This is a genomic window from Tardiphaga sp. (assembly GCF_044336785.1).
Lineage (GTDB): Bacteria > Pseudomonadota > Alphaproteobacteria > Rhizobiales > Xanthobacteraceae > Tardiphaga.
This window is the reverse complement of sequence record NZ_JBIIOT010000089.1, coordinates 1-20,898: the sequence shown is the minus strand read 5'-3', so window position 1 is coordinate 20,898 and position 20,898 is coordinate 1. Positions and strand designations below refer to the sequence as shown.

Sequence of the window (20,898 nt, the reverse complement as noted above, 5' to 3'; positions counted from 1 at the left end):
TCAACAACGCTGCGAATGTCGCGCAATTCGCTGGCAGCACGCGCAACACCAAGACCGGCTACAGCGTCGGCGGCGGCATCGAGCACGCCTGGACCGGCAACTGGACCGTCAAGGCGGAGTATCTCTATTACGATCTCGGCACCAATGACGTCACCGTTCCGATCCTGCCGGGCGTGGCCGGCTCTGGTGGCTATATCTCCAGCTTCAAGAACGACGGTCACATCGTTCGCGCCGGCCTGAACTACAAGTTCGGCGGCATGGGCTGGTAAGCTCGGAAACGTTGAGAATTGAAGCCCGGCTGAAAGGCCGGGCTTTTTCGTTTCCAGCATGTACGCAGTGAGATGCGCATGGCTCGGAGCGATCCGTAAAGTTTTAACCGAAATGATCGACTGTCATTCCTGATTTGCAGCCATTGCCAGAACAAGGAATTTCATATGATCGGTCGATATCCGCTCTCTCAAACACGATGCCTTTTGCTTGGGGCGATCGCCGCGATGGGCGCTTCGCTCACCGGCGTGCAAGCGGCGCCGCTGATGCCTGCCAAGGACAATGCCGCGGAAACGCATGTGCTGCAGGTGCGTGACGGCTGCGGCCGGGGCATGCGCTTCAGCGAACGCCGTGGCGGCTGCGTCGAGGATTTCGACGGTGGCCCGCGCGGTTACTATGAGGATCGTGGCCCGCCGCCACCGCCGCCGATGTATGACCGCCGCCCACCGCCGCCGGAATATGATCGCCGTCCGCCTCCGCCACCGGAATATAGCCGTCGCCCCGATCGTGGTGACAGTGATGTCGCGGCCGGCGCGATCATTGGTGGCGCCGTCGGCGCGCTGATCGGCTCATCCATCCGCAATGATGGCGATCAGCAGGTCAAGGTTGTCCGGCCGGTGAGGTAGTAGATCGTAGGGCGGATGAGCCGTAAGCGTTATCCGCCGGCGGAGTTTCAACCATGAACCCGGCCGGCGGATGACGCTGCGCTCATCCGCCCTACGACTGATTACTTCAATGCATCCGAGACCAGTTTGAATTTCTGGATGCGTTTTCCGGTATCGACTTCGGCCGTATAGACATTGCCCTTCACGTCCACCGCCATGGCGTGAATCCAGTGGAATTGGCCGGCATTGCGGCCGCTTCGTCCCAGCGTGCCGACCACCTTGCCGTCGTCGCGATTGATGACGCGGATCTCGTTATTCTCGCCATCCGCCGTCAGTAGCCAAGTCTGTTTCGGATCGGGCCATACCGCGAGATCCCACACCGCGCCATTGCCGAGCGTGGCCTTCTCGTAGAACCACTCCTTCACGAAGGAGCCGTCCTTCTTGAACACCTGCACGCGGTTGTTGATGCGGTCGCAGACATAGACGAGCCCGTCGCTGGCGATCTTCACGCAATGAACGGGATTGGCGAATTGCTGCGACACCGGCGCGTTGGGGTCATAGGGCGCCTGCTTGTCGTCATTCGGCTTGTTGCCATAGGCGCCCCAGTGCCGCTTGTAGGCACCCGTATTGGTATCGAACACGATGACGCGGCGATTGCCGTAGCCGTCGGCGACATAGATCTCGTTGGCATCCTTGTCGATGGCGGTCTCGGCGGGCTTGCCGAGTTGCGTGGTGTCGTTGCTGCCCTTGCTCGGCGCGATCTTGCCGATCTGCATCACGAACTTGCCGTCGAGGGTGAATTTCAGGATGGCGTTGTCATTGGCCTCATTGCCGCCGACCCAGACGAAGCCGTCGTCGCTGACTTCGATGCCGTGCTCACGACCGACCCATTCATAGCCTTCGCCGGGGCCGCCCCATGAGCGCAGCAGATTGCCCTCGGAATCGAATTCGAGCACGGGCGGCGCGGAGATGCAGCACTTCGAACGCGGCGGATTCAGCGAGGCGCCTTTCTCGTCATCGGTGAGCGATTTCGGACGATGGATCACCCAGACATGGCCGTTCTTGTCGGTGGTGATGCCGCCGACCTGACCAAGGATCCAGTTGTTGGGGAGCGGCTTCGGCCAGGAGGCTTCGACCTCGAAGCGCGGGATATCGGCGGCGCGGGCGGAGAAAGCGGTGAGGGTGAATGTTGCAGCAAGTGCGAACGCGCGCAGGCGTGATGCCATGACGACCTCCCTATGTGATGCGGGTTTGTCCCGCTTGGGAGGAAGTGTAGCCCGGATGGGCAGGAGTGCAATGTGCGATGCGCAAGTAGCGCAGCGCGATTACTTGTCGTCACCCGGCTTGACCGGGTGATCCAGTATCCACCGCTCAAACTGAGTCTACTGGATCGCCCGGTCAAGCCGGGCGATGACAGGGAGAGAGGTTTACGACGGCGGATGAAAACCCATCACCTTGCCGGTCTTGTAGTCCACAAACTTCCCCGTCTCCGTCCATGACGGCAGGCAGAGCGGCAGGATCGCCTCGGCGGCCTGCGCCGGCGTGTCGAGCGTTTCCGGATCTTCGCCGGGCATGACGATGGCGCGCATATGGGTGCGGATCGGGCCGGGATTGAACAGGTTGACGCGCAACGGCGTCGTGGCGGTCTCGTTGGCCCAAACGCGCACCAGCGCTTCCAGCGCGGCCTTCGAGGCCGCATAGGGGCCGCGATAGGCCGAGGCCTTGTTGGCGGTGCCTGACGTGATGAACACGGCGCGGCCGGCATCGGATTGCTGCAGCAGTGGCTCCATGCAGCGGATCAACTGGAAGTTCGCATTGACGTTGACGTCCATGGTCTCGTTCCAGGATTTTGGCTCCACATGGCCGAGCGGCGAGGATGCCCCGGCAAGGCCGGCATTGCCGATCAGGATGTCGATCTTGCCGTGGCGCTCATGCAGTGCGGCACCGAGGCGCGCGACGCCGTCCCAGTCGGTGACGCTGAGCGGCACCAGTGTGGCGGTGCCACCTTCTGCCGTGATCGCGTCGTCGAGTTCTTCAAGCCCGCCCTGTGTGCGCGCGACCGCGATGATGTGTGCACCGGCCTTGGCGAGCGCGATGGCGGTGGCATAGCCGATCCCGCGCGAGGCGCCGGTGACGAGGGCGATACGGGAGGCGAGGGGTTTTGTCGTCATGTTGCAGCTTCACTCCGTCGTGCCCGGGCTGGTCCCAAGCATCCACGTCTTTGCCGCTGTTTTATAGACGTTGATGGCCGGGACAAGCCCGGCCATGACGGTGATTGATGGAGCGCAAATCGCTTCGACGTAGGATGGGTTGAGCGGAGGCGCAAAGCGCCGGAGCGATAACCCATCAGCGGAGCTTGCCTCATCGTTCGGCCGATGGGTTTTCGCTGCGCTCAACCCATCCTACGGTCCGAGTTAGCTCGCTTCCGCCAGCAGCGACAGCTGCCGCGGATCGTCGATCTCGCTCATATCGGTGAGCGGGGTCGGGTAATCGCCGGTGAAGCAGTGATCGGCGAATTTCGGCTGGGCCGGGTTGCGGCCGGGCTCGCCCATGGCGCGGTAGATGCCGTCCACCGAGACGAAAGCCAACGAGTCCGCGCCGATCAGTTCGCGCATCTGCTCCAGCGAATGCGTGGCGGCCAGCAGGCCGGCGCGATCGGGGGTGTCGATGCCGTAGTAATCGGGATGGGTGATCGGCGGCGAAGCGATACGGAAGTGGACTTCCGTGGCGCCTGCATCGCGCATCATCTTTACGATCTTCTTCGACGTGGTGCCGCGCACCAGGCTGTCGTCGATCAGGATGATGCGCTTGCCGGCGATGGCGGCGCGGTTGGCCGAATGCTTCATCCGCACGCCGAGTTCGCGCACGCTCTGGGTCGGCTGGATGAAGGTACGGCCGACATAGTGATTGCGGATGATGCCGAGTTCGAACGGAATGCCGGACTGGCGCGAATAACCGATCGCAGCAGGGACGCCGGAATCCGGCACCGGCACGACGACATCGGCTTCCACATGCGTTTCACGGGCGAGCTCTTCGCCCATGCGCTTGCGGGTGTCGTAGACCGAGCGACCGTCATTGATCGAATCCGGACGCGCGAAATAGATATATTCGAAGATGCAGGGGCGCGGCGGCTGCGGCGCGAACGGCTTGTGGCTCTGCGCGCCCTTGTCGTCGAACACGATCACTTCGCCGGGCTCGATGTCGCGGATGTATTTGGCGCCGATGATGTCGAGGGCGCAGGTTTCCGAGGCTAGGATCGGACAGCCGTCGAGTTCACCGAGCACCAGCGGGCGGATGCCGAGCGGGTCGCGGGCGCCGACCAGTTTCTTGTTGGTCAGCGAGACGAGGGCATAGGCGCCTTCGATGGCACGCAGCGCTTCGATGTAACGGTCGATGAAACGGTTGCGCTTGGAATGGGCGACGAGATGCAGGATCACCTCGGTGTCGGTGGTGGACTGCATCATCGCGCCGTTCTTCACGAGCTCGCGGCGGACAGTCAGGCCGTTGGTGAGGTTGCCGTTATGGGCGACGGCGAAGCCGCCGGCATTCAGTTCGGCGAACAGCGGCTGCACATTGCGCAGGATGGTTTCGCCGGTGGTGGAATAGCGGGTGTGGCCGATGGCGGCATTGCCGGGGAGGCGTTCGATCACCTCGCGGCGGGAGAAGGTGTCGCCGACAAGGCCGAGGCGGCGTTCGGAGTGGAAGCGCTTGCCGTCGAAGGCGACGATGCCGGCAGCTTCCTGGCCGCGATGCTGAAGCGCATGCAAGCCGAGCGCGGTGATGGCGGCGGCTTCCGGGTGTCCGTAGATGCCGAACACGCCGCATTTTTCGCGCAGCATGTCGCCGGAAAGATCGTCGTCCACGTCGAAGCTGTTATGGGCCGCGCCGTCGTCGAAAGAATTCTGCATCGGATGTACCGCGCCTCTGTTGTCGCGAGCCGTGCCACGCACGAGCATTCGCGCAGTCAGTTCAAGCTCGGGACGGATCAGCGTCCCGCGGGTTTGTCGATCAGCTTCTTCAAGCTGTCGCGTGCCGGCTTCGAATAGCCATCATTTCCCCCCGGAGCGTCCGGCGCCGCTTCCGTCGACTCGTCTTCAGGCTTGTTCTTCTTGAACTTCTTCAAAATGGTGTTTTCAGGGTCATCCGGCAAGAGCGACATCAGCCAGTTCCCGGTGGATTCGAGCACCACGCGCGATTTTGCGCCAGTGACCCAGTCCGGACGCTGCTTGTCCGGAACCAGCCAGGTGAAGAACAGGAAGGCGACCACCACGATCAGCATGCCGCGGGCGAGGCCGAACAGGAAGCCGAGGGTGCGATCCAGCGCGCCGATGCGCGAGTCCAGGATCATGTCCGAGATGCGCACGGTGATGATGGAGACGACGATCAGCGTCAGCACGAACAGGCCGCCGATGGTGGCGGCGGTCGCGATGGTGTCGTTGGCGATATAGGATTTGGCGGAAGGAAGTACCTTCGGGAACGCGTAAAGCGTGACCAGCGCGGCGGCGCCCCAGGCCGCGATCGAGAGGATCTCGCGCATGAAGCCGCGCACCATTGCGAGCAGGCCGGAGATCAGCATGACGCCGAGCAGGACAAGGTCGAGAATGGTAATCGGCATCGTCGGGTCTGGTCCGCTTGGTCAGAAACGCGAATCGGCAGGAAGGCTGCCAGTTCAAGTGACGGTGATATGGCACGTCTCACAGATGCGGAAAACCGCCTGCAGGCCGCACCTCACACCATTGTTCCGCTTCGGGAGAAGAACCTGAACGAAGCGTTGCGCGATGGTCACGTTTTTAGCGCAGGTTTTCTATAGCGGGCCACGCGGACGAGGTCACGCAACCGTCACCCGTTCTCACGCCGGAAACGGGCGGGCGGGGCGTTTTTGTCCGACTGTGTGGTATTGCCGCCATCGCGCGCCGGCTTGACGCCGCGAGCGGCGATTTCGGCGACGAGAGTTGTGAGATTACCGATGCTGTTGAGCGTGAGGCCTGCATCGCCGCCGGGATCGCCGCGTGCAGCCTCCGGCAGCACGGCGCGGCCGAAGCCGAGTTTTGCCGCCTCTTTCAGCCGTGCAGACGTTTGGGCGACGGGGCGCACCGCACCGGACAGCGAGATTTCACCGAAATAGACGGCATCGGTGGGCAATGGCGCATTGCAGAGCGAGGAGACGAGGGCGGCGGCCGCCGCCATGTCGGCGGCGGGTTCGTTGATGCGCAAGCCACCGGCGACATTGAAATAGACGTCGTAGCCCGACAGTTTCACGCCGCAATGGGCTTCCAGCACCGCGAGCACCATCGACAGGCGCGATGAATCCCAGCCGACGACGGCACGTCGCGGTGTTCCGAGCGTGGTTGGAGCAACCAGAGCCTGCAATTCGACGAGTACGGGACGGGTGCCCTCCATGCCGCCGAACACCGCCGTGCCGGGCGAGCCGAGATCGCGATCGGACAGGAACAGTTCGGACGGGTTGGACACCTCGCGCAGGCCGAGGCCGGTCATCTCGAACACGCCGATCTCGTCGGTGGGGCCGAAGCGGTTCTTCACCGCGCGCAGGATGCGGAACTGCTGCGACCCTTCGCCTTCGAAGGACATCACGGCATCGACCATATGCTCGACCACGCGGGGGCCGGCGATCTGGCCGTCCTTGGTGACATGGCCGACCAGGATGATGGTGGCGCCGGTCTTCTTGGCAAAGCGAATGAGCGCCTGCGCGGAGGCGCGAACCTGGGTGACGGTGCCCGGTGCTGACTCCACCGTGTCGGTCCACATGGTCTGGATCGAGTCGATGACGATCAGCCGCGGCACGGTGCCTTCGGACAGCGTGGCGACAATGTCTTCCACCGAGGTCTCGGATGCGAGTTGCACCGGCGCGTCGGCAAGACCGAGCCGGGCGGCGCGCAGGCGCACCTGCGCCACGGCTTCTTCGCCGGAGATATAGACGACGCGGTGGCCGGCGCGGGCCATCATGGAGGTCGCCTGGGTCAGCAGCGTCGATTTGCCGATGCCGGGATCGCCGCCGATCAGGATGATGGAGCCGCGCACAAAACCGCCGCCGGTGACGCGGTCGAGTTCGCCCATGCCGGACGGAATGCGGGGCGCATCCTGGCTGGTGCCGGTCAGGCTTTCGAGATTGAAGGTGCGTCCCTTGCGCTTCGACCGCGCGGAGACCGGAATGGCAGTGGCGCTGTCCTCGGCGGCCAGCGTGTTCCACTCGCCACACGCCTCGCACTTGCCCTGCCATTTGTTATAGGCGGCGCCGCAATTCTGGCAGACGAAGGAGGGGGCGGATTTGGCCATGAGGTGGAATCGCTCGTGGTGGGACTGTTGCTGACGCCCAGTGTAGGCGAGGCTCGCCCCTGCGTCGATCCCGTTTTGTTCTTTTGGTGGCGGAGGCGGTCACCTCGGTGTGGCCGAGGCGCTGCCCAGATCAGATGGTCAGCGACACACTATGCTTATTTGCCAAGACGCGGACGTGGTCTCGGTCCATCGGCCAGTGCCACGATCACCAGGATTTCGTCCGGCCGCGGCGCATGACCGACGGTGACGTCGATGGTGTCGATGAAATCCAGCGCCCATGGGTCGTCCTTGTGGCCGATCGGCACATTGAGCGTGGCGCCAACCGCGCCGATGATGACGTTGGAAGGAATAAGCGCAGCGCCGCCTCCGATGGCATCGCGCATGGGTCTGCCCATGCGCGGATGGAGCACCGCTGCGCCATGCTCGATGTCTCCGGACGTGCCGACAATCGCAGCCTTGCCGTAGCAGATCGCCGGGCGGGGTAGCAGGGCGAGCGCTTCCTTGACCAACAATGCTCCGAGTTCGGCGCCGAAAGGAAAGAGTTCGCTGACATCGTCATGCGCGCTGCCCACCAGCGGATTGGCGACGACCGCACAGGCCGCCACGCGCGTTGTGTGCGCTGTGGCATCGTGCCCGCCTTCAATCAGAACGCAGTCCTTGATGGTCGTGAGACGATGAATCTTCATAATAACTCCGTGGACCATGAGCCGAGTGGTTGATGATTGATTGTCACGTCCTCTTAACGACGTTCGTCAAGGTAAATAACAACTCCGCGTTGACCCGCGGTGTGGGTCATTTAAATCTCGTGTCCGAAAGCGATCCGAACTCGTTTGCAATACGGCCTTCGCACAGGACACGATCATGAAAAAATCAATTATTGCCGCAATCGTTGCTGTCGCCGGCATGGCGATTCCCAGCATGGCTCAGGCCGGCTGCACCACCTGCTATCAGCCGCAGGTGATCCCGCCGCAATATCGCACGGTGGAGCGCACCGTGATGGTGTCGCCCGGTCACACCGTGCGTCGTCACCGTCCGGCCCAGTATCGCACGGTGATGGTGCCGAAGACCGTGATGGTCGCGCCGGCGCGCACCGAATATCGCCGCATCCCGGCGCAGTACGCCACCCAGCAGCGCACCGTGCAGGTCGCGCCGGCTCAGGTTTACTACGCACCGGTTCAGGTGCAGACGGGTTGCTCGACCTGCAATAGCGGCTTCAGCTTCGGCGCCAGCTCTGGCGGCTACGGTTACGGCGCAAGCTATGGCGGCGGCTACAGCTATGGTGGCGGTTACGGACGCTACGGCTACTGAGCCAACCGCAAAGTTTGAACGATCAATCGGCCGCCGCAAGGCGGCCGATTTGTTTTTGCGGCTGCAGGATGGGTTGAGCGCGAAGCGCGATAACCCATCGGCGGAGCCCGCAGCATCGTTCGGCCGATGGGTTTTCGCTGCGCTCAACTACGGCTACGAGTTTAAACCAGCCGCAATCCCGACAGCACCATGCTGATGCCTGCCACGATCATGATGCCGTCCATGATGCGCCGGAATGTCTCCACGCTGAGCTTTAATACATAGCGCTTGGCGATGAAGGCGCCGAACATCAGCGAGGCGCCGGCGATCAGGCCTTTCACCAGCACATCGAGATCGAGGGCACCGAAGCGCTGGAAGGTGATGGATTTGCTGAGATAGAGGCCCAGCGAACTCGCAGCCTCGGTGGCGAGAAAGGCGCCCTTGGCAAGGCCGTAGAACAGAAACAGCGGCACGCTCAATGGACCGCTGGAGACGACGATGCCGGTGAGATAGCCGATGATGGCGCCGCCCAGCGCGAGTTGCCAAAGAGCTATGGTGAAGGAGCGCCGCGCCAGCCAGTGCCGCAGCGGCACCATGGCGATGAAGAACACTCCGATGGTGAGATCGACGGCCTGCGATGGCAGCACCAGCAGCGTGCGCGCGCCAAGCGCTGCGGCCGGAATGCCGGTGATCGAATAGGCGAAGGTCGCGCGCCAGTCGATCTCGCGCCACCACGCCATGATGCGCGAGAGATTGGCCATCACGGCGGCGACCGCCATGATCGGCACGGCTTCCTTGGGGCCGAATTCATAGATCAGCACCGGCATCAGCATGATCGACGAGCCGGTGCCGACGATGCCGGAAATGGTGCCGGCGAGCAGGCCGACGGCGCAGACAAAAATGAACGACAATGAAGGCCCCGGCGCCCGGCATAAATGGTGATCGGACATCGACCTCACCACGATTCTCCGGGATCGGTCACCTGTTGACGGGATCTCAATCCGCCTCCGCCATCCTGGGCCGAAACAAGGCGACATTACTCATGAACGCATCCGGCGCGCTTTCCGATCACGCGGCCATCAGCGGCCGGTGGCCGGACCGCCTGTGGCTGCTCGCGGCGCTGGCGCTGACCATCGCACTGGCATTGCCATTGTTCCTGGTCGATGTGCCGCCGGTGCTCGATTATCCCAATCATCTGGCGCGCATTTTCGTGCTGGCGCATCCCGACGATCCCACGCTCTCGCGCATCTACGTTCCGCACTGGCGCATCGTGCCCAATCTCGGCATGGATGTGCTGGGCACGGCGCTGCTGAAAGTCCTGCCCGTTCATGTCGGCGGACGGCTGCTGCTCGCGCTCAGCCTGTTTGCACCGGTGATTGGCGTCGTTGCGTATCACCGCGTCGCCTTCGGCCGCTTTGCCTTATGGCCGCTGGCGTCGGGCGTGATCGCGACCAGCGGAATCTTTCATTTCGGCTTCATGAATTTCCTGCTCTCGCTGGGGCTCGCACTGGGCTTTGCTGCGATCTGGCTCACGCTGCGACGGCGCAACGTCTGGTCCGCGACGGTGGTCGGCGCACTGCTCGTAGCGGTGATTTTTTTCACGCATCTGTTCGGCGTGATCCTGTTCGCGCTCCTGATCGGTTCCGACGAGGCGGCACGCCTGTGGACCCGAAGGGGGGCCGGGCAGCCTTTCATGCGCGCGATGTTTGCAGCTGGCTTGCGTCTTGCGCTCACCTTGATCCCTGCGGTGCTGCTATTCGTGCTGTGCCCGCTGGCAGACGGGCGGATGACGATCGGCGAGTGGGGTGGCATCCACAAACTATGGGCGCTGTTTGCTCCGGTGATGACGACGAATATCGGCCTGACCCTGGTGAGCGGGCTCACAGTGTTCGCCGTGTTCGTCCTGTTGCGGGACGGGGCGCGGTGGGCGCCGGGAGCAGGGCTCGCGCTCGGTGTACTCGGCCTGATTTTCGTGATCGCGCCGTCGACCATCAAGGACGGCACCTTTGTCGATATGCGGCTGGCGCTGATGATCGCCCTGGTCGCCTTCGCGACGATGGATCCGCGACCGGGCAGGCGCGGCGCGATCGTCGTCGGCACACTGTTCGCCGTCTTGATCGGCGTGAGGAGCGGCTACATCGCATCGACATGGATCGCGCATCGCGGCGATCTGGCGGATGTGCGTGCGGCCATCGGCGCTGTCGAGCCCGGCGCAAAGGTGCTGGTGGCGCGCGGGCAGACCGGCAAGGTCATGGAAACACCGAAGCCAGCCCGCGTATTGCCACGCGCCTATCGGCTCGATGGACAACTCGGCGCCTTGCTGGCGATCGAACGCAAGGCATTCTGGCCGCTGATGTTCGCCGATCCCACGCAGCAGCCGATCGACATCCTACCGCCGTACAAAGCGATATCGAACCCGCTCGATGAGCCGATCGATCTGCCGTATCTGCAGGGCGATGATGGTCTGGCGGCGGGCTACATCAAGAGCTGGCGCAGGAATTTCGACTATCTCTTGCTGATCGATGCGCCGACGCCGCTTCCAGACATCGCGGGACTGGCCGCGGTGACGACGACGCCGTATGCGGTTCTGTATCGCGTGCAGCCGCGCTGATTGGCTCAGCCGCCTGTGTAGACCCGCTGATAGCGGCGACCCAGACTGGTCAGCACTTCATAGGCGATGGTGCCGAAGTGATGCGCGAGGTCATTTACGGTGAGGCCTTCGCCGATCAGCGTGGCCATGTGGCCGCGACGAGCGGCGTTTTGCGGCAGGTCGGTGATGTCAGCGGCGATCAGATCCATCGAGATGCGGCCGGCGATCGGGCAGCGCTGGCCGGCGATCACCACTTCGGCACCGCGCGTGCCATCATTGCTCCCCGCCGCGCGAAAATAGCCGTCGGCATAGCCGGTCGCGATGATGGCGAGGCGGGTCGGGCGCCGCGCCGTCCAGGTGGCGCCGTAGCCGACGGTGTCGCCGCGCGGCACGTCGCGGGTCTGGATGATGCGCGCCTTGAGGTCGATCACCGGCAGCATCGGATTGGCGGCTTCCGGCGTCGGATTGACACCGTAGATCGCAGCCCCCGGCCGCACCATGTCGAACAGATAGCTCGGGCCGAGATAGATGCCGGAGGAATTCGCCAGCGACGAGGTGATGCCGGAAAACAGGTGCGACACCTCGCGAAAGGCGCCGACCTGTTTCGGATTCATGGGATTGCTGAGCTGCTCGGCGCAAGCGAGGTGGCTGATCGCCAGCGTCAGACCGTGATTGCCGGAGGCGATGCGTGGGGCGAGGCTCTGGGCCTCATCGAGCGACAGACCGAGCCGGCTCATGCCGGTGTCCACATGAATGCCGGCGCCGCCGGTCCAGCCGGTGCGGCGGCAGAACATGTCCCATTCGGCGAGTTCGTTTAGATCGCCGATCACGGGCTGCGCATTGATGGCAGCAAGCGCATCGCCGGCATTCGGCGACAGGCCATTGAGCACATAGATGGCGGCGTCCGGCGCGCCCGCACGCGCGGCGCGGGCTTCATCGATGGTGGCGACGAAGAAGGTCTTGCAGCCGGCTTTGGCAAGGGCAGGGACGACACGGTCGATCCCGCAGCCATAGGCATCGGCCTTGACAGCCGCGCCGCATTCGGCCGGGACGCTGGCTTTCTCCAGCTTGCGCCAGTTGGCGGCGATGGCGTCGAGGTCGATGGTGAGCACGCCGATGGCTGTGGGGGCGAGGGTGGTGTCTTCGGTCATCTGCGAGTCCCAGGCGATAGATCCGCCCGCGCGTGGCGGGATCGCTATCGGTTGTCATCGCCCGACCTGATCGGGCGATCCAGTAAACACCGGCCAATGTGAGGATCAACAGTGCCGGTGTCTACTGGATTACCCGCTTTCGCGGGTAATGACAGCGGGGCAGGCAATGACCTTTCACGGGGCGTTATGTCGCCGCGACCAAATCACTCGTGAGACACCGCCGGCATGTAACGGTCGCCTTCGGCGAGGTCGCTGAATCGCGTGAACTGGCCTTCGAACTGCAGGGGGACAGCGCCCGTGGGGCCGTGTCGCTGCTTGGCGACGATCACTTCGGCCTTGCCGTGCACCATCGACATGTCGAGCTGCCACTTTTCGTGCTCTGGCGTGCCTGCCTTGGGCTCCTTGGCCTGCAGGTAGTATTCCTCGCGATAGACGAACATCACCACGTCGGCGTCCTGCTCGATCGATCCGGATTCACGCAGGTCGGCGAGCTGCGGGCGCTTGTCTTCGCGGTTTTCCACCTGACGCGACAGCTGAGACAGCGCGATGATCGGGACGTTGAGCTCCTTCGCCAGTGCCTTGAGGTTGGTGGTGATTTCGGTGACTTCCTGCACGCGGTTGTCCGAGCGCTTGCCCGAGCCCTGCAGCAGCTGGATGTAGTCCACCATGATGACGTCGAGGCCCTTTTGCCGTTTCAGGCGGCGGGCGCGGGCGGTGAGCTGCGAGATGGAGAGGCCGCCGGTTTCGTCCACATAAAGCGGCAGGTTCTGCAGCTTGATGGTGTAGTCGCGGACCTTGTCGAACTGGTCCTGGGTGATGCCGCCGCGGCGGATCAGGCTCGACGAAATCTCGGTCTGCTCGGCCAGAATACGCGTGGCGAGCTGTTCGGCCGACATTTCGCACGAGAAGAAGCCGACGACGCCGCCATTGACGGTTTTGCTGGTACCGTCCGGCTGCAGTTCGGCCTGATAGGCGGCGGCGATATTGTAGGCGATATTGGTGGCGAGCGAGGTCTTGCCCATGGCGGGACGGCCGGCGAGCACGATCAAGTCGGAGCGCTGCAGCCCGCCCATGCGGGCGTCGAGATCGCGCAGGCCGGTGGAGACGCCGGAGAGCTTTCCATCACGCTGATAGGCATTGGCCGCCATTTCGAGCGCGGTGGTCATGGCCTGCGAGAAGCGCTGGAAGCCGCCGTCATAGCGCCCGGCTTCGGCGAGTTCGTAGAGGCGGCGCTCGGCATCCTCGATCTGGGCGCGCGGGGCAAAGTCCACCGGCGCGTCATAGGCGACATTCACCATGTCCTCGCCGACGCCGATCAGCTGGCGGCGGATCGCGAGGTCATAAATGCTGCGGCCATAGTCCTGCGCATTGATGATCGTCGTCGCCTCGGCCGCGAGGCGGGCGATGTATTGGGCGACGGTCATGCCGCCGAGATCGGTATCGGCGGGCAGGAAGGTCTTCAGCGTCACCGGGGTGGCGATCTTGCCGGCGCGGATGATGCTCGCGGCCGTATCGAAAATCGTCTGGTGCAGCGGCTCGTAGAAATGCTCGGCCTTCAGGAAGTCCGAGACACGATAGAAGGCGTCATTGTTCACCAGCATGGCGCCGAGAACGCCCTGTTCGGCCTCGATATTATGCGGCGCGCTGCGATAGGCAGGCGAATTCACGTCGGGAGCGAGCTTGAGGACGTTGGAATCGGATGCGGCCATGATGCTCGATTTTTTTGTTCAAATGGGGCGGATGCGCGGCCCCGGACATAAGCGCAATGGCGCGGGCAGGGGAAGCATGCTGTGCCCTTATGCACGATTCACACTGCGGGTTGGGGGAAATCACAGGCTTCGGTCAATCGGCGCTTGACGCGTTCCCGGCGCCGCCGGTGCCCGGTTCCTCAACGGACCCTTAAAGGAACCCGGAAAATCGCTGGATGGAACTGAACCGGATGGCGAGATGTCTCACTTATAACAAGAACAGGGATTGCAATGCTGCAACACCCGGAACCGGTTGCCGGATCGGGCGTTGAGACTGCAACGAAGCCACGTGCACAAGTGCGGGCGACAGAGGCGTAAGGACAGATCGATGGGTCAGGGTCAGCCGTTTACGGCAGCCGATGATACGATGTGGTTGTCCAAGCTGGTGGGCACATTCGAGCGTGCCGAGCAGCTTCACGACGAGCCATGCGACAAGGCGTTGTTGTCCGCCGCCATGGCGCGCCTGCAGCGGCCGGCCGCGACAGTGGCGCGCCTCGGGGGCACCCGGCGAGTCGAACTTCTTGAACTGTCGTTCTGAGCGTTAATCCCCCGCCATCTGGAGCTTGGGCGAAATGGCCCGCTCCACCGCCACAAGGCGCGCTTCCTCTCGGCCGATATAGTCCCGCGTCAACGGCACCACGTCCTGGCGGCGTGTGAGCTGGATCTGGAAATTCATTGTGTTCTGCTTGCGGAACGACATTTCCGACGACGCCAGATAGAATTCCCACATCAGCGCAAAGCGCTCGTCGTAGAGCTGCACCGCTTCGTCTCGCCGCGCCATAAAACGTTCGCGCCAGGCTTTGAGCGTCTCGGCATAGTGCAGGCGCAGGATTTCGATGTCCGAGACCAGCAGGCCTGCCCGCTCGATTGCCGGCAGTACTTCGGAAAGGGCAGGAATGTAGCCACCTGGAAAGATGTATTTCGTAATCCACGGATTGGTGATGCCGGGACCTTCCGGCCGCCCGATGGAATGCAGCACCATCACGCCGTCCGGGCTCAGCAGTTCGGCGCAACGTTTGAAGAAGGTGTCGTAGTGATCGATGCCGACATGTTCGAACATCCCCACCGAGACAATGCGGTCGAACGGGCCGGGAATATCGCGATAGTCCTGCAGCAGGAATTTGGCGCAACCCGCGAGTTGCTTCTCGGCGGCCCGGGCATTGGCGACCTCGAGCTGCTCGGTTGAGAGCGTCACGCCGGTGACGCGGGCGCCGGTCATCTCGGCCAGATACAGGCCGAGCCCGCCCCAGCCACTGCCGATATCGAGTACGCGCTGGCCCTTCTCGATCAGCAGTTTTGCGGCGAGGTGGCGCTTCTTGGCGAGCTGGGCCTCGTCCAGCGACGTGCTGGGGCCGTCGAAATAGGCGCAGCTATATTGTCGGTCGGGATCGAGGAAGAGCGAATATAGCCGGGCATCGAGATCGTAGTGATGGGCGACGTTGTTGCGCGACCGCTTGCGCGGATTGAACTGCTTGGCGGGGCGGAGCAGATAACGTAGCCAATATTGCAACTTGGCCCAGCGTGGCGACAGATCTGGCTGGGAGAGGGCGATGGCGAGGAGGTGGGCAATCGTGCCGCGCTCCATCACGAGTTCGCCTTCCATATAAAGTTCGCCGAGCGCGAGCTCGGGGTCGAACAACAGCCGGCGCTGGGCTGCTTTTGTCTTGAAGCGGACGGTGACCGGGTCGCCGGTGCCGTCGCCACATGTAAAAGACTTGCCGGCCGCGGTGATGAAAGTCAGCGCCCCGCGGCGGATGTAACGGTCCAGGAAGAAACGCAGCAGACGGTCCATCGAAATCATCTCCAATGATCCGATCGCGTGCCCGGCGCATCAGCGTCGTCAAACGCCCCGCACGAGATCAACTGTCTCCCTAGAAATGGCATGATAGGTAGGCGGCGCCGGCTCTGCCAATGCGTCCGTCGCATTGCCGCCATACAATTTGCCGCGATCACAGTTTCGCGCACAGGCTTGAATCGCCCGACCGCTTCCATTCGCGGCGCATTCGGCTACAAGAGATTCAGGTTAGACAAATTGTATTTCGGAGACTGAAATGTTGGGCCGAGCGCTCAGTTTAGCGACGGCGATGCTTTTGATTGGCTTCGCGGCACCTTCCTCCCTCATCGCGCCCGCCTTCGCCCAGAACCTTGAGGCCGGCAAATCGCCGGCGCAGCTGTTCAACGGCAATTGCGGCGTCTGTCACAAGAGCGCCCGTGGCCTCCTCAAGAGCGTGGCGCCAGGGCAGCTGCCGGGCTTCCTGCGCCAGCACTACACAACCAGCAGCGACATGGCGAAGGTCATGAGTGCCTATGTCATCGCCAATGGCGCGGGCGGTGGTGCTGCCGTCGGTCGCCGGGGCAACGACGACAACCTGACCCGCCAGGGTCGCGAATTGTCGCGTGAGCAAGCGCCAGCACCTGCCGATGCGGCTCCCGCGGGTCGCCAGCGTCCGGCTGCGGCTGAGCGTCCGCAGGCCCAGCCCGGTGCGGATGCAGCAGCGCCCGCAGAACAGGCACCACGTCGCGGCCGCACCAAGCGCCAGCCGCCCGCCGAGGCCGCTCCGGCTGGGGAAGCGCAGGCACCTGCCGCGGCCGAGACTGAGCGTCCGGCCGGCCAGAAGCAGAAGGCCGGCAAGAAGAACCGCCGGCAGCAGGAAGAGCCGAAGGCCGACACCGTCAAGGACGAGCCGAAGCACGACGGAAAGCCCGAGACCGACAAGCCCGAGCCGGCCAAATCCGAGCCAAAGGAAGCTGCTCCGCCAAAGCCGGTCGAACAGCCCAAGCCTGCAGAAGCGGCAAAGCCGGAGCCAAAGGCAGAGACGCCGCCGGCGACCCGCTCGGATCCGGTGCCAGCCGTGACGCCGGCTCCGAAGGAGCCCGAACCGAGCGCTCCGGCTTCGCCGCCGCCCGCAGCGGCGCCGTCAGAGCCCGCGAAGCCCGCAGAGTAGTGAGCGACAAATAAAAAAGCCCGGCCGTGAGGCCGGGCTTTTTCGTTGTTGCGAGGGTCGTAGGATGGGTTGAGCGGAGCGAAAACCCATCTGTCAGCGCCGCAAGCTCGGCTGATGGGTTGTCGCTCCGGCGCTGTCGCGCCTGCGCTCAACCCATCCTACGAGCGCGTCGGGCTTAGCCGTTGTCTTCGTCGTCGCCGCCCTGGGCTTCCGGATCGAAGAACTCACCGGCAGCGGCGAGGGCTTCGGCGGCAGCGTCCTGGTCATCCTTGCGGGACGAGATGTCTTCGCCACGGTTGATGCGCTCGGCTTCAGCTTCCGAACGGGCCACGGTGACGCTGACGCTGACTTCGACTTCCGGATGCACGGCGATCGAGATCTTGTGCTGGCCGATGGTCTTGATCGGGGCATCGAGCAGCACCTGGCTGCGGGCGAAGGTGATGCCATCGGCTTCGAACGAAGCGATGATGTCGCGCACCGAGACCGAGCCGAACAGCTGGCCGGTTTCCGACGCCTGGCGGATGACGACGACGTTGCGGCCGTCGATCTGCTCGGCAACCTTGGTGGCTTCGCCCTTGGCCTTGATGTTGTTGGCTTCGAGGTCGGCCTTCATGCCATCATACTTGGCACGGTTGTCGGCGGTGGCGCGCAGCGCCTTGCCACGCTTGAGCAGGAAGTTACGGGCGTAACCGTCCTTGACGCGGACGACTTCGCCCATCTGGCCCAGCTTGGCGACGCGTTCCAGCAGAATGACTTCCATTTTAGATCTCCTTCGTTTGTCTGTTCAATGTGAGTTGAGGTGAAGTTGTTGTCAGGCCGCCGTCTCTGGCGGTCGACGTTCGCCGAGGCGTTGGCGAAATCCGAAAAAGGCATCGGCGAGGCCGAGACAGGCCAGCACCAGCATGGGCCAGCCGAGTACCAGAACCATCGCATAGATCATGCTGAGCACGAGTGTGCGGCTGCGCATGCCAATCGTGAGCGCATGAAGCGTTGCAAAGCCGGTGAGGGCATAGGCCATCAGCAGCGTCGCCGAGACGATCTGCGCGAACAGGCCGACAATGCCGCCAAGGAACGTCAGCGCAATCGCAATGCACAGTGCCACCAGCGTCATCGACGGCAGCGCAAGCGTGCGCAGATCCGGCCACGGCCGCTTCAGACGCCCGGAGGTCGCGGTGATGCGGCCGGCAAGCCAGAGATTCAGCGTCAGCGTGATGATCGCGACCACCGATGCGGCCGACGGCGCGATCATCGCAATCGCATTGGCGATATTGTCGGTGTCGCCTTCGGTGCGCCCGGACATGATGCGCGCGAAGGAGCGCTTCAGCGCGCCCAAAATCGTCTCGCTATCGGTGCCGAGGGTGAGCAGCGCGGCCATCGTGGTGATGGAGGCGAACACGGCGATCCACAGCAGGATGCGGCCGATCGGATACCACTCGGTCCGCGGTTCGGCATTGCCCATCACCGATGCCGGCGCCTCGACCGTGCGGCCGAGCAGTGCGAGATGGCCAAGCCACCAGGCGGGGAGCGCGATCGTGATGGCGAAGATGGCGAGATAGCCCATGCCGAACAGCAGGCCGAGCGAGGTCGCAGCTGCAATGCCGCCGATCGTGGCCGTCATCGGTCCCCAGCCGAGGCATGCGACCATCAGCGGGAGCGGGGCAAGATAAAACAGGAAAATGGAGACCAGCGCGCCCGAGACGATCGAGGCGAACATCACGGCGGAGGCAGCGCCCGCGGCAAGCGCGATGAGGAGACTGGAGATCATCAGCTGTCCCGCCCCCTTTGAGCGGTTAGGAGCATTTCGCCCCAACCATCGGCAACCGGACGACCCGGAAGCCTTATGAGAAAATCTGAAACTGTCATTCCGGGGCGCGCCGCTGGGGCGCGAACCCGGAATCACTCAGTGTTTTAGCTATTTCGAGGTTCCGGGTTCGCGCTAAGGCGCGCCCCGGAACGACGAGGGTGTCCTTAGCGGATCACGTAGGGCAGCAGGCCGAGGAAGCGGGCGCGCTTGATGGCGCGGGCCAGCTCGCGCTGCTTCTTGGCGGATACGGCCGTGATGCGGCTCGGCACGATCTTGCCGCGCTCGGACACGTAACGCATCAGCAGCTTGCTATCCTTGTAGTCGATCTTCGGCGCATTGGCTCCCGTGAACGGGCAGGTCTTGCGGCGACGGAAGAACGGGCGACGTGCACCAGCTTCAGCCATGTTTCTTACTCCTCAACCGATGCTTCGTTGTCGTCACGCGGGCGGCGCGGGCCGCGGTCCGGACGATCGCCACGGAAACCGCCTTCACGGTCGCCACGGAAACCACCACCCGGACGATCGTCGCGTTCACGATCGCGATCGGCCTTGCGCATCATCGCCGACGGACCTTCCTCGTGCTCTTCGACACGGGTGGTCAGGTAACGGATGACGTCTTCATTGATGCGCTCCTGGCGCTCGATCTCGACGATCGCGGCCGACGGTGCATCGATGTTCAGCAGAACGAAGTGAGCCTTGCGGTTCTTGTTCATGCGGTAGGTGAGGGAGCGCACGCCCCAATTCTCGGTCTTGGTGATCTTGCCGCCAGCGCCTTCGACGATGGTGGTGATCTGCGCGGTGAAATCTTCCACCTGCTGCGCACTCGCGTCCTGACGCGCGAGGAATACATGCTCGTAGAGAGCCATGGGAGTCCTTTCCAGTGTTAGCGCATCACCCGGCGGCAAGCCCTTCGAACCCTTCGGAAAGGACTCGACTGCTCAGAAGGCGGAAGCACGGGACGACGGGCCGACTGGCCCTATCTCAACAGAATCTGTGAATGGATTGTGCTGTGACCGTCCGTTCAGCTCCCGGCCGGGATCTGCGGATCGGCGCCTTATACGGATTTTTGCCGGAATGGCAAGGGAAAGGGACGTCATTGCGCACGCCGGACGGGTGGTCCGGGAATCCCGCCTGGAACCCGGTTTTGGCGCTGCAACTTGACATCGCCGGTCATGCCAGTGTCTTACGGCGCACGTTTTCAGCAGGTTAACCGACAAAGCGAGACCGGGGCGAGCCGATGACCGCAGCATTTACATTTCCCGGACAAGGTTCCCAGGCCGTCGGCATGGGCAAGGCCCTGGCGGATGCGTTTCCCGTCGCCAAAGCCGTATTCGACGAGGTCGATTCGGCGCTCGGCGAAAAGCTGACCGCGATCATCTGGGACGGTCCGGCCGAAACCCTGCAACTGACCCAGAATGCCCAGCCGGCGCTGATGGCCGTCTCGCTCGCCACCATGCGCGTGCTGGAGACCGAGGCCGGTATTTCGCTGGCCAGGGACGCGGCTTTCGTGGCCGGCCATTCGCTCGGTGAGTATTCGGCGCTGGCCGCGGCTGGCAGCCTCTCCATCAGCGATGCCGCCCGCCTGCTGCGGACCCGCGGCCAGGCAATGCAGAAGGCCGTACCGGTCGGCGTCGGTGCCATGGCCGCGCTGCTCGGCCTCGATTACGAGACCGCCGTCGCGGTTGCCGCCGAGGCGGCGCAAGGGCAGGTCTGCCAGGCGGCCAATGACAATGGCGGTGGCCAGGTCGTGGTGTCCGGCGACAAGGCTGCGGTGGACCGCGCCGTCGAAATCGCCAAGGCCAAGGGCGCCAAGCGCGCGATGCTGCTGCCGGTGTCGGCGCCGTTCCATTGCAGCCTGATGCAGCCCGCCGCTGACGTGATGGCGGAAGCACTCGCCAAGGTCACGATCAACAAGCCCGCAGCACCGCTGGTGTCGAATGTGCTGGCTTCGGCCATCACCGATCCCGACGAGATCCGCCGCCGCCTGATCGAGCAGGTCACCGGCACCGTGCGCTGGCGCGAATCCGTGGCCTATATGGCCGGGCAGGGCGTCACGCGATTCTTGGAGATCGGCGCCGGCAAGGTGTTGAGCGGGCTCGTGAAGCGTATCGCGGAAGGCGCAGTCGGCACGCCGGTGGGTGGGCCGAACGATATTGCTGCTGCCAAGGACGCGCTGACCGCAGCGAAGTGACGTGTCTTCATCTCTCC

The 20,898-nt window shown here is 63.7% G+C and carries 20 protein-coding genes and 1 pseudogene; 7 read left to right on the top strand and 14 right to left on the bottom strand.

Features of this window, described 5'->3' with window-relative positions; translation table 11 throughout:
* Together ACIQ2A_RS20715 and ACIQ2A_RS20710 are read left to right on the top strand one after the other, a co-directional pair.
* Positions 1-269: outer membrane protein (locus tag ACIQ2A_RS20715; protein ID WP_398482837.1), on the top strand; the 269-nt coding region annotated here is incomplete at its 5' end.
* A gap of 225 nt (positions 270-494) precedes the next feature.
* Positions 495-893, top strand: a complete 399-nt coding sequence (locus ACIQ2A_RS20710) for a hypothetical protein (RefSeq protein WP_398482835.1) — start codon at positions 495-497, stop codon at positions 891-893.
* 101 nt (positions 894-994) lie between these two features.
* On the opposite strand, the gene ACIQ2A_RS20705 is transcribed toward ACIQ2A_RS20710, so the two are convergent.
* The 6 genes from ACIQ2A_RS20705 to ACIQ2A_RS20680 all read right to left on the bottom strand — a co-directional run bounded on the left by ACIQ2A_RS20705 (position 995) and on the right by ACIQ2A_RS20680 (position 7,852).
* Complete coding sequence (locus ACIQ2A_RS20705) at positions 995-2,098, bottom strand: hypothetical protein (protein ID WP_398482833.1); 1,104 nt, start codon at positions 2,096-2,098, stop codon at positions 995-997.
* Positions 2,099-2,299: 201 nt separating this feature from the next.
* Positions 2,300-3,043, bottom strand: coding sequence for an SDR family NAD(P)-dependent oxidoreductase (locus ACIQ2A_RS20700; RefSeq protein ID WP_398482831.1), 744 nt, complete (start codon positions 3,041-3,043; stop codon positions 2,300-2,302).
* Between the two features lie 243 nt (positions 3,044-3,286).
* Positions 3,287-4,780: an amidophosphoribosyltransferase gene (gene purF / locus ACIQ2A_RS20695; RefSeq protein WP_398482829.1), complete on the bottom strand. Its 1,494-nt coding sequence runs from the start codon at positions 4,778-4,780 to the stop codon at positions 3,287-3,289.
* Positions 4,781-4,857: 77 nt separating this feature from the next.
* Complete coding sequence (locus ACIQ2A_RS20690; RefSeq protein ID WP_398482826.1) at positions 4,858-5,487, bottom strand: CvpA family protein; 630 nt, start codon at positions 5,485-5,487, stop codon at positions 4,858-4,860.
* Positions 5,488-5,711: 224 nt separating this feature from the next.
* The gene (radA, locus tag ACIQ2A_RS20685) at positions 5,712-7,166 is read right to left on the bottom strand and encodes a DNA repair protein RadA (protein WP_398482824.1); all 1,455 of its coding nucleotides are present in this window, start codon (positions 7,164-7,166) and stop codon (positions 5,712-5,714) included.
* Positions 7,167-7,321: 155 nt separating this feature from the next.
* A complete protein-coding gene (locus ACIQ2A_RS20680) occupies positions 7,322-7,852 on the bottom strand; it encodes an amino acid synthesis family protein (RefSeq protein WP_398482822.1) in 531 nt (176 codons plus the stop codon).
* A 217-nt stretch (positions 7,853-8,069) separates the two neighbouring features.
* Here ACIQ2A_RS20680 and ACIQ2A_RS20675 point away from each other — a divergent pair.
* Positions 8,070-8,369, top strand: a pseudogene (locus ACIQ2A_RS20675) (hypothetical protein); the annotation flags it as partial.
* A 266-nt stretch (positions 8,370-8,635) separates the two neighbouring features.
* Here ACIQ2A_RS20675 and ACIQ2A_RS20670 read toward each other — a convergent pair.
* Positions 8,636-9,364 carry a sulfite exporter TauE/SafE family protein gene (locus ACIQ2A_RS20670; RefSeq protein ID WP_398482820.1) on the bottom strand — a complete coding sequence of 243 codons (729 nt, stop codon included), beginning with the start codon at positions 9,362-9,364 and terminating at the stop codon, positions 8,636-8,638.
* A gap of 131 nt (positions 9,365-9,495) precedes the next feature.
* Between ACIQ2A_RS20670 and ACIQ2A_RS20665 the strand changes: the two genes are divergently transcribed.
* The gene (locus ACIQ2A_RS20665; protein ID WP_398482818.1) at positions 9,496-11,064 is read left to right on the top strand and encodes a hypothetical protein; all 1,569 of its coding nucleotides are present in this window, start codon (positions 9,496-9,498) and stop codon (positions 11,062-11,064) included.
* Positions 11,065-11,069: 5 nt separating this feature from the next.
* Here ACIQ2A_RS20665 and alr read toward each other — a convergent pair whose 3' ends face one another.
* On the bottom strand, positions 11,070-12,194 hold the full coding sequence (gene alr / locus ACIQ2A_RS20660; protein WP_398482816.1) for an alanine racemase: 1,125 nt from the start codon (positions 12,192-12,194) through the stop codon (positions 11,070-11,072).
* A 203-nt stretch (positions 12,195-12,397) separates the two neighbouring features.
* Entirely contained in the window at positions 12,398-13,903 is a 1,506-nt protein-coding gene (locus ACIQ2A_RS20655) for a replicative DNA helicase (protein WP_398482814.1), read from the bottom strand.
* A 367-nt stretch (positions 13,904-14,270) separates the two neighbouring features.
* Here ACIQ2A_RS20655 and ACIQ2A_RS20650 point away from each other — a divergent pair, with 367 nt between their 5' ends.
* On the top strand, positions 14,271-14,480 hold the full coding sequence (locus ACIQ2A_RS20650; RefSeq protein WP_398482813.1) for a hypothetical protein: 210 nt from the start codon (positions 14,271-14,273) through the stop codon (positions 14,478-14,480).
* A 3-nt stretch (positions 14,481-14,483) separates the two neighbouring features.
* On the opposite strand, the gene ACIQ2A_RS20645 is transcribed toward ACIQ2A_RS20650, so the two are convergent.
* A complete protein-coding gene (locus ACIQ2A_RS20645) occupies positions 14,484-15,734 on the bottom strand; it encodes a class I SAM-dependent methyltransferase (RefSeq protein WP_398482811.1) in 1,251 nt (416 codons plus the stop codon).
* Between the two features lie 292 nt (positions 15,735-16,026).
* Here ACIQ2A_RS20645 and ACIQ2A_RS20640 point away from each other — a divergent pair, with 292 nt between their 5' ends.
* Positions 16,027-16,887, top strand: a complete 861-nt coding sequence (locus ACIQ2A_RS20640) for a hypothetical protein (protein ID WP_398482809.1) — start codon at positions 16,027-16,029, stop codon at positions 16,885-16,887.
* Positions 16,888-17,062: 175 nt separating this feature from the next.
* On the opposite strand, the gene rplI is transcribed toward ACIQ2A_RS20640, so the two are convergent.
* The 4 genes from rplI to rpsF form a co-directional block, all read right to left on the bottom strand.
* Positions 17,063-17,647: a 50S ribosomal protein L9 gene (rplI, locus tag ACIQ2A_RS20635; protein WP_398482807.1), complete on the bottom strand. Its 585-nt coding sequence runs from the start codon at positions 17,645-17,647 to the stop codon at positions 17,063-17,065.
* A 51-nt stretch (positions 17,648-17,698) separates the two neighbouring features.
* Positions 17,699-18,652 (bottom strand): hypothetical protein, encoded by a 954-nt coding sequence (locus ACIQ2A_RS20630; RefSeq protein WP_398482805.1) that lies wholly within the window; start codon positions 18,650-18,652, stop codon positions 17,699-17,701.
* A gap of 203 nt (positions 18,653-18,855) precedes the next feature.
* Positions 18,856-19,095, bottom strand: a complete 240-nt coding sequence (rpsR, locus tag ACIQ2A_RS20625) for a 30S ribosomal protein S18 (RefSeq protein ID WP_011158623.1) — start codon at positions 19,093-19,095, stop codon at positions 18,856-18,858.
* A 5-nt stretch (positions 19,096-19,100) separates the two neighbouring features.
* Positions 19,101-19,556, bottom strand: coding sequence for a 30S ribosomal protein S6 (gene rpsF, locus ACIQ2A_RS20620; RefSeq protein ID WP_398482803.1), 456 nt, complete (start codon positions 19,554-19,556; stop codon positions 19,101-19,103).
* Positions 19,557-19,927: 371 nt separating this feature from the next.
* On the opposite strand from rpsF, the gene fabD reads away from it, so the two are divergent.
* The gene (fabD, locus tag ACIQ2A_RS20615; protein WP_398482801.1) at positions 19,928-20,881 is read left to right on the top strand and encodes an ACP S-malonyltransferase; all 954 of its coding nucleotides are present in this window, start codon (positions 19,928-19,930) and stop codon (positions 20,879-20,881) included.
* Positions 20,882-20,898: the final 17 nt, after the last annotated feature.

Excerpts from the sequence above, each read along its gene's own strand:
- ACIQ2A_RS20680 (WP_398482822.1), bottom strand. The coding sequence starts at position 7,852 with ATGAAGATTCATCGTCTCACGACCATCAAGGACTGCGTTCTGATTGAA.
- ACIQ2A_RS20690 (WP_398482826.1), bottom strand. The coding sequence starts at position 5,487 with ATGCCGATTACCATTCTCGACCTTGTCCTGCTCGGCGTCATGCTGATC.
- ACIQ2A_RS20705 (WP_398482833.1), bottom strand. The coding sequence starts at position 2,098 with ATGGCATCACGCCTGCGCGCGTTCGCACTTGCTGCAACATTCACCCTC.
- ACIQ2A_RS20630 (WP_398482805.1), bottom strand. The coding sequence starts at position 18,652 with ATGATCTCCAGTCTCCTCATCGCGCTTGCCGCGGGCGCTGCCTCCGCC.
- ACIQ2A_RS20665 (WP_398482818.1), top strand. The coding sequence starts at position 9,496 with ATGAACGCATCCGGCGCGCTTTCCGATCACGCGGCCATCAGCGGCCGG.
- purF (WP_398482829.1), bottom strand. The coding sequence starts at position 4,780 with ATGCAGAATTCTTTCGACGACGGCGCGGCCCATAACAGCTTCGACGTG.
- rpsR (WP_011158623.1), bottom strand. The coding sequence starts at position 19,095 with ATGGCTGAAGCTGGTGCACGTCGCCCGTTCTTCCGTCGCCGCAAGACC.
- alr (WP_398482816.1), bottom strand. The coding sequence starts at position 12,194 with ATGACCGAAGACACCACCCTCGCCCCCACAGCCATCGGCGTGCTCACC.
- ACIQ2A_RS20645 (WP_398482811.1), bottom strand. The coding sequence starts at position 15,734 with ATGGACCGTCTGCTGCGTTTCTTCCTGGACCGTTACATCCGCCGCGGG.
- rplI (WP_398482807.1), bottom strand. The coding sequence starts at position 17,647 with ATGGAAGTCATTCTGCTGGAACGCGTCGCCAAGCTGGGCCAGATGGGC.
- fabD (WP_398482801.1), top strand. The coding sequence starts at position 19,928 with ATGACCGCAGCATTTACATTTCCCGGACAAGGTTCCCAGGCCGTCGGC.
- radA (WP_398482824.1), bottom strand. The coding sequence starts at position 7,166 with ATGGCCAAATCCGCCCCCTCCTTCGTCTGCCAGAATTGCGGCGCCGCC.
- ACIQ2A_RS20655 (WP_398482814.1), bottom strand. The coding sequence starts at position 13,903 with ATGGCCGCATCCGATTCCAACGTCCTCAAGCTCGCTCCCGACGTGAAT.
- ACIQ2A_RS20650 (WP_398482813.1), top strand. The coding sequence starts at position 14,271 with ATGGGTCAGGGTCAGCCGTTTACGGCAGCCGATGATACGATGTGGTTG.
- ACIQ2A_RS20640 (WP_398482809.1), top strand. The coding sequence starts at position 16,027 with ATGCTTTTGATTGGCTTCGCGGCACCTTCCTCCCTCATCGCGCCCGCC.
- rpsF (WP_398482803.1), bottom strand. The coding sequence starts at position 19,556 with ATGGCTCTCTACGAGCATGTATTCCTCGCGCGTCAGGACGCGAGTGCG.
- ACIQ2A_RS20710 (WP_398482835.1), top strand. The coding sequence starts at position 495 with ATGGGCGCTTCGCTCACCGGCGTGCAAGCGGCGCCGCTGATGCCTGCC.
- ACIQ2A_RS20700 (WP_398482831.1), bottom strand. The coding sequence starts at position 3,043 with ATGACGACAAAACCCCTCGCCTCCCGTATCGCCCTCGTCACCGGCGCC.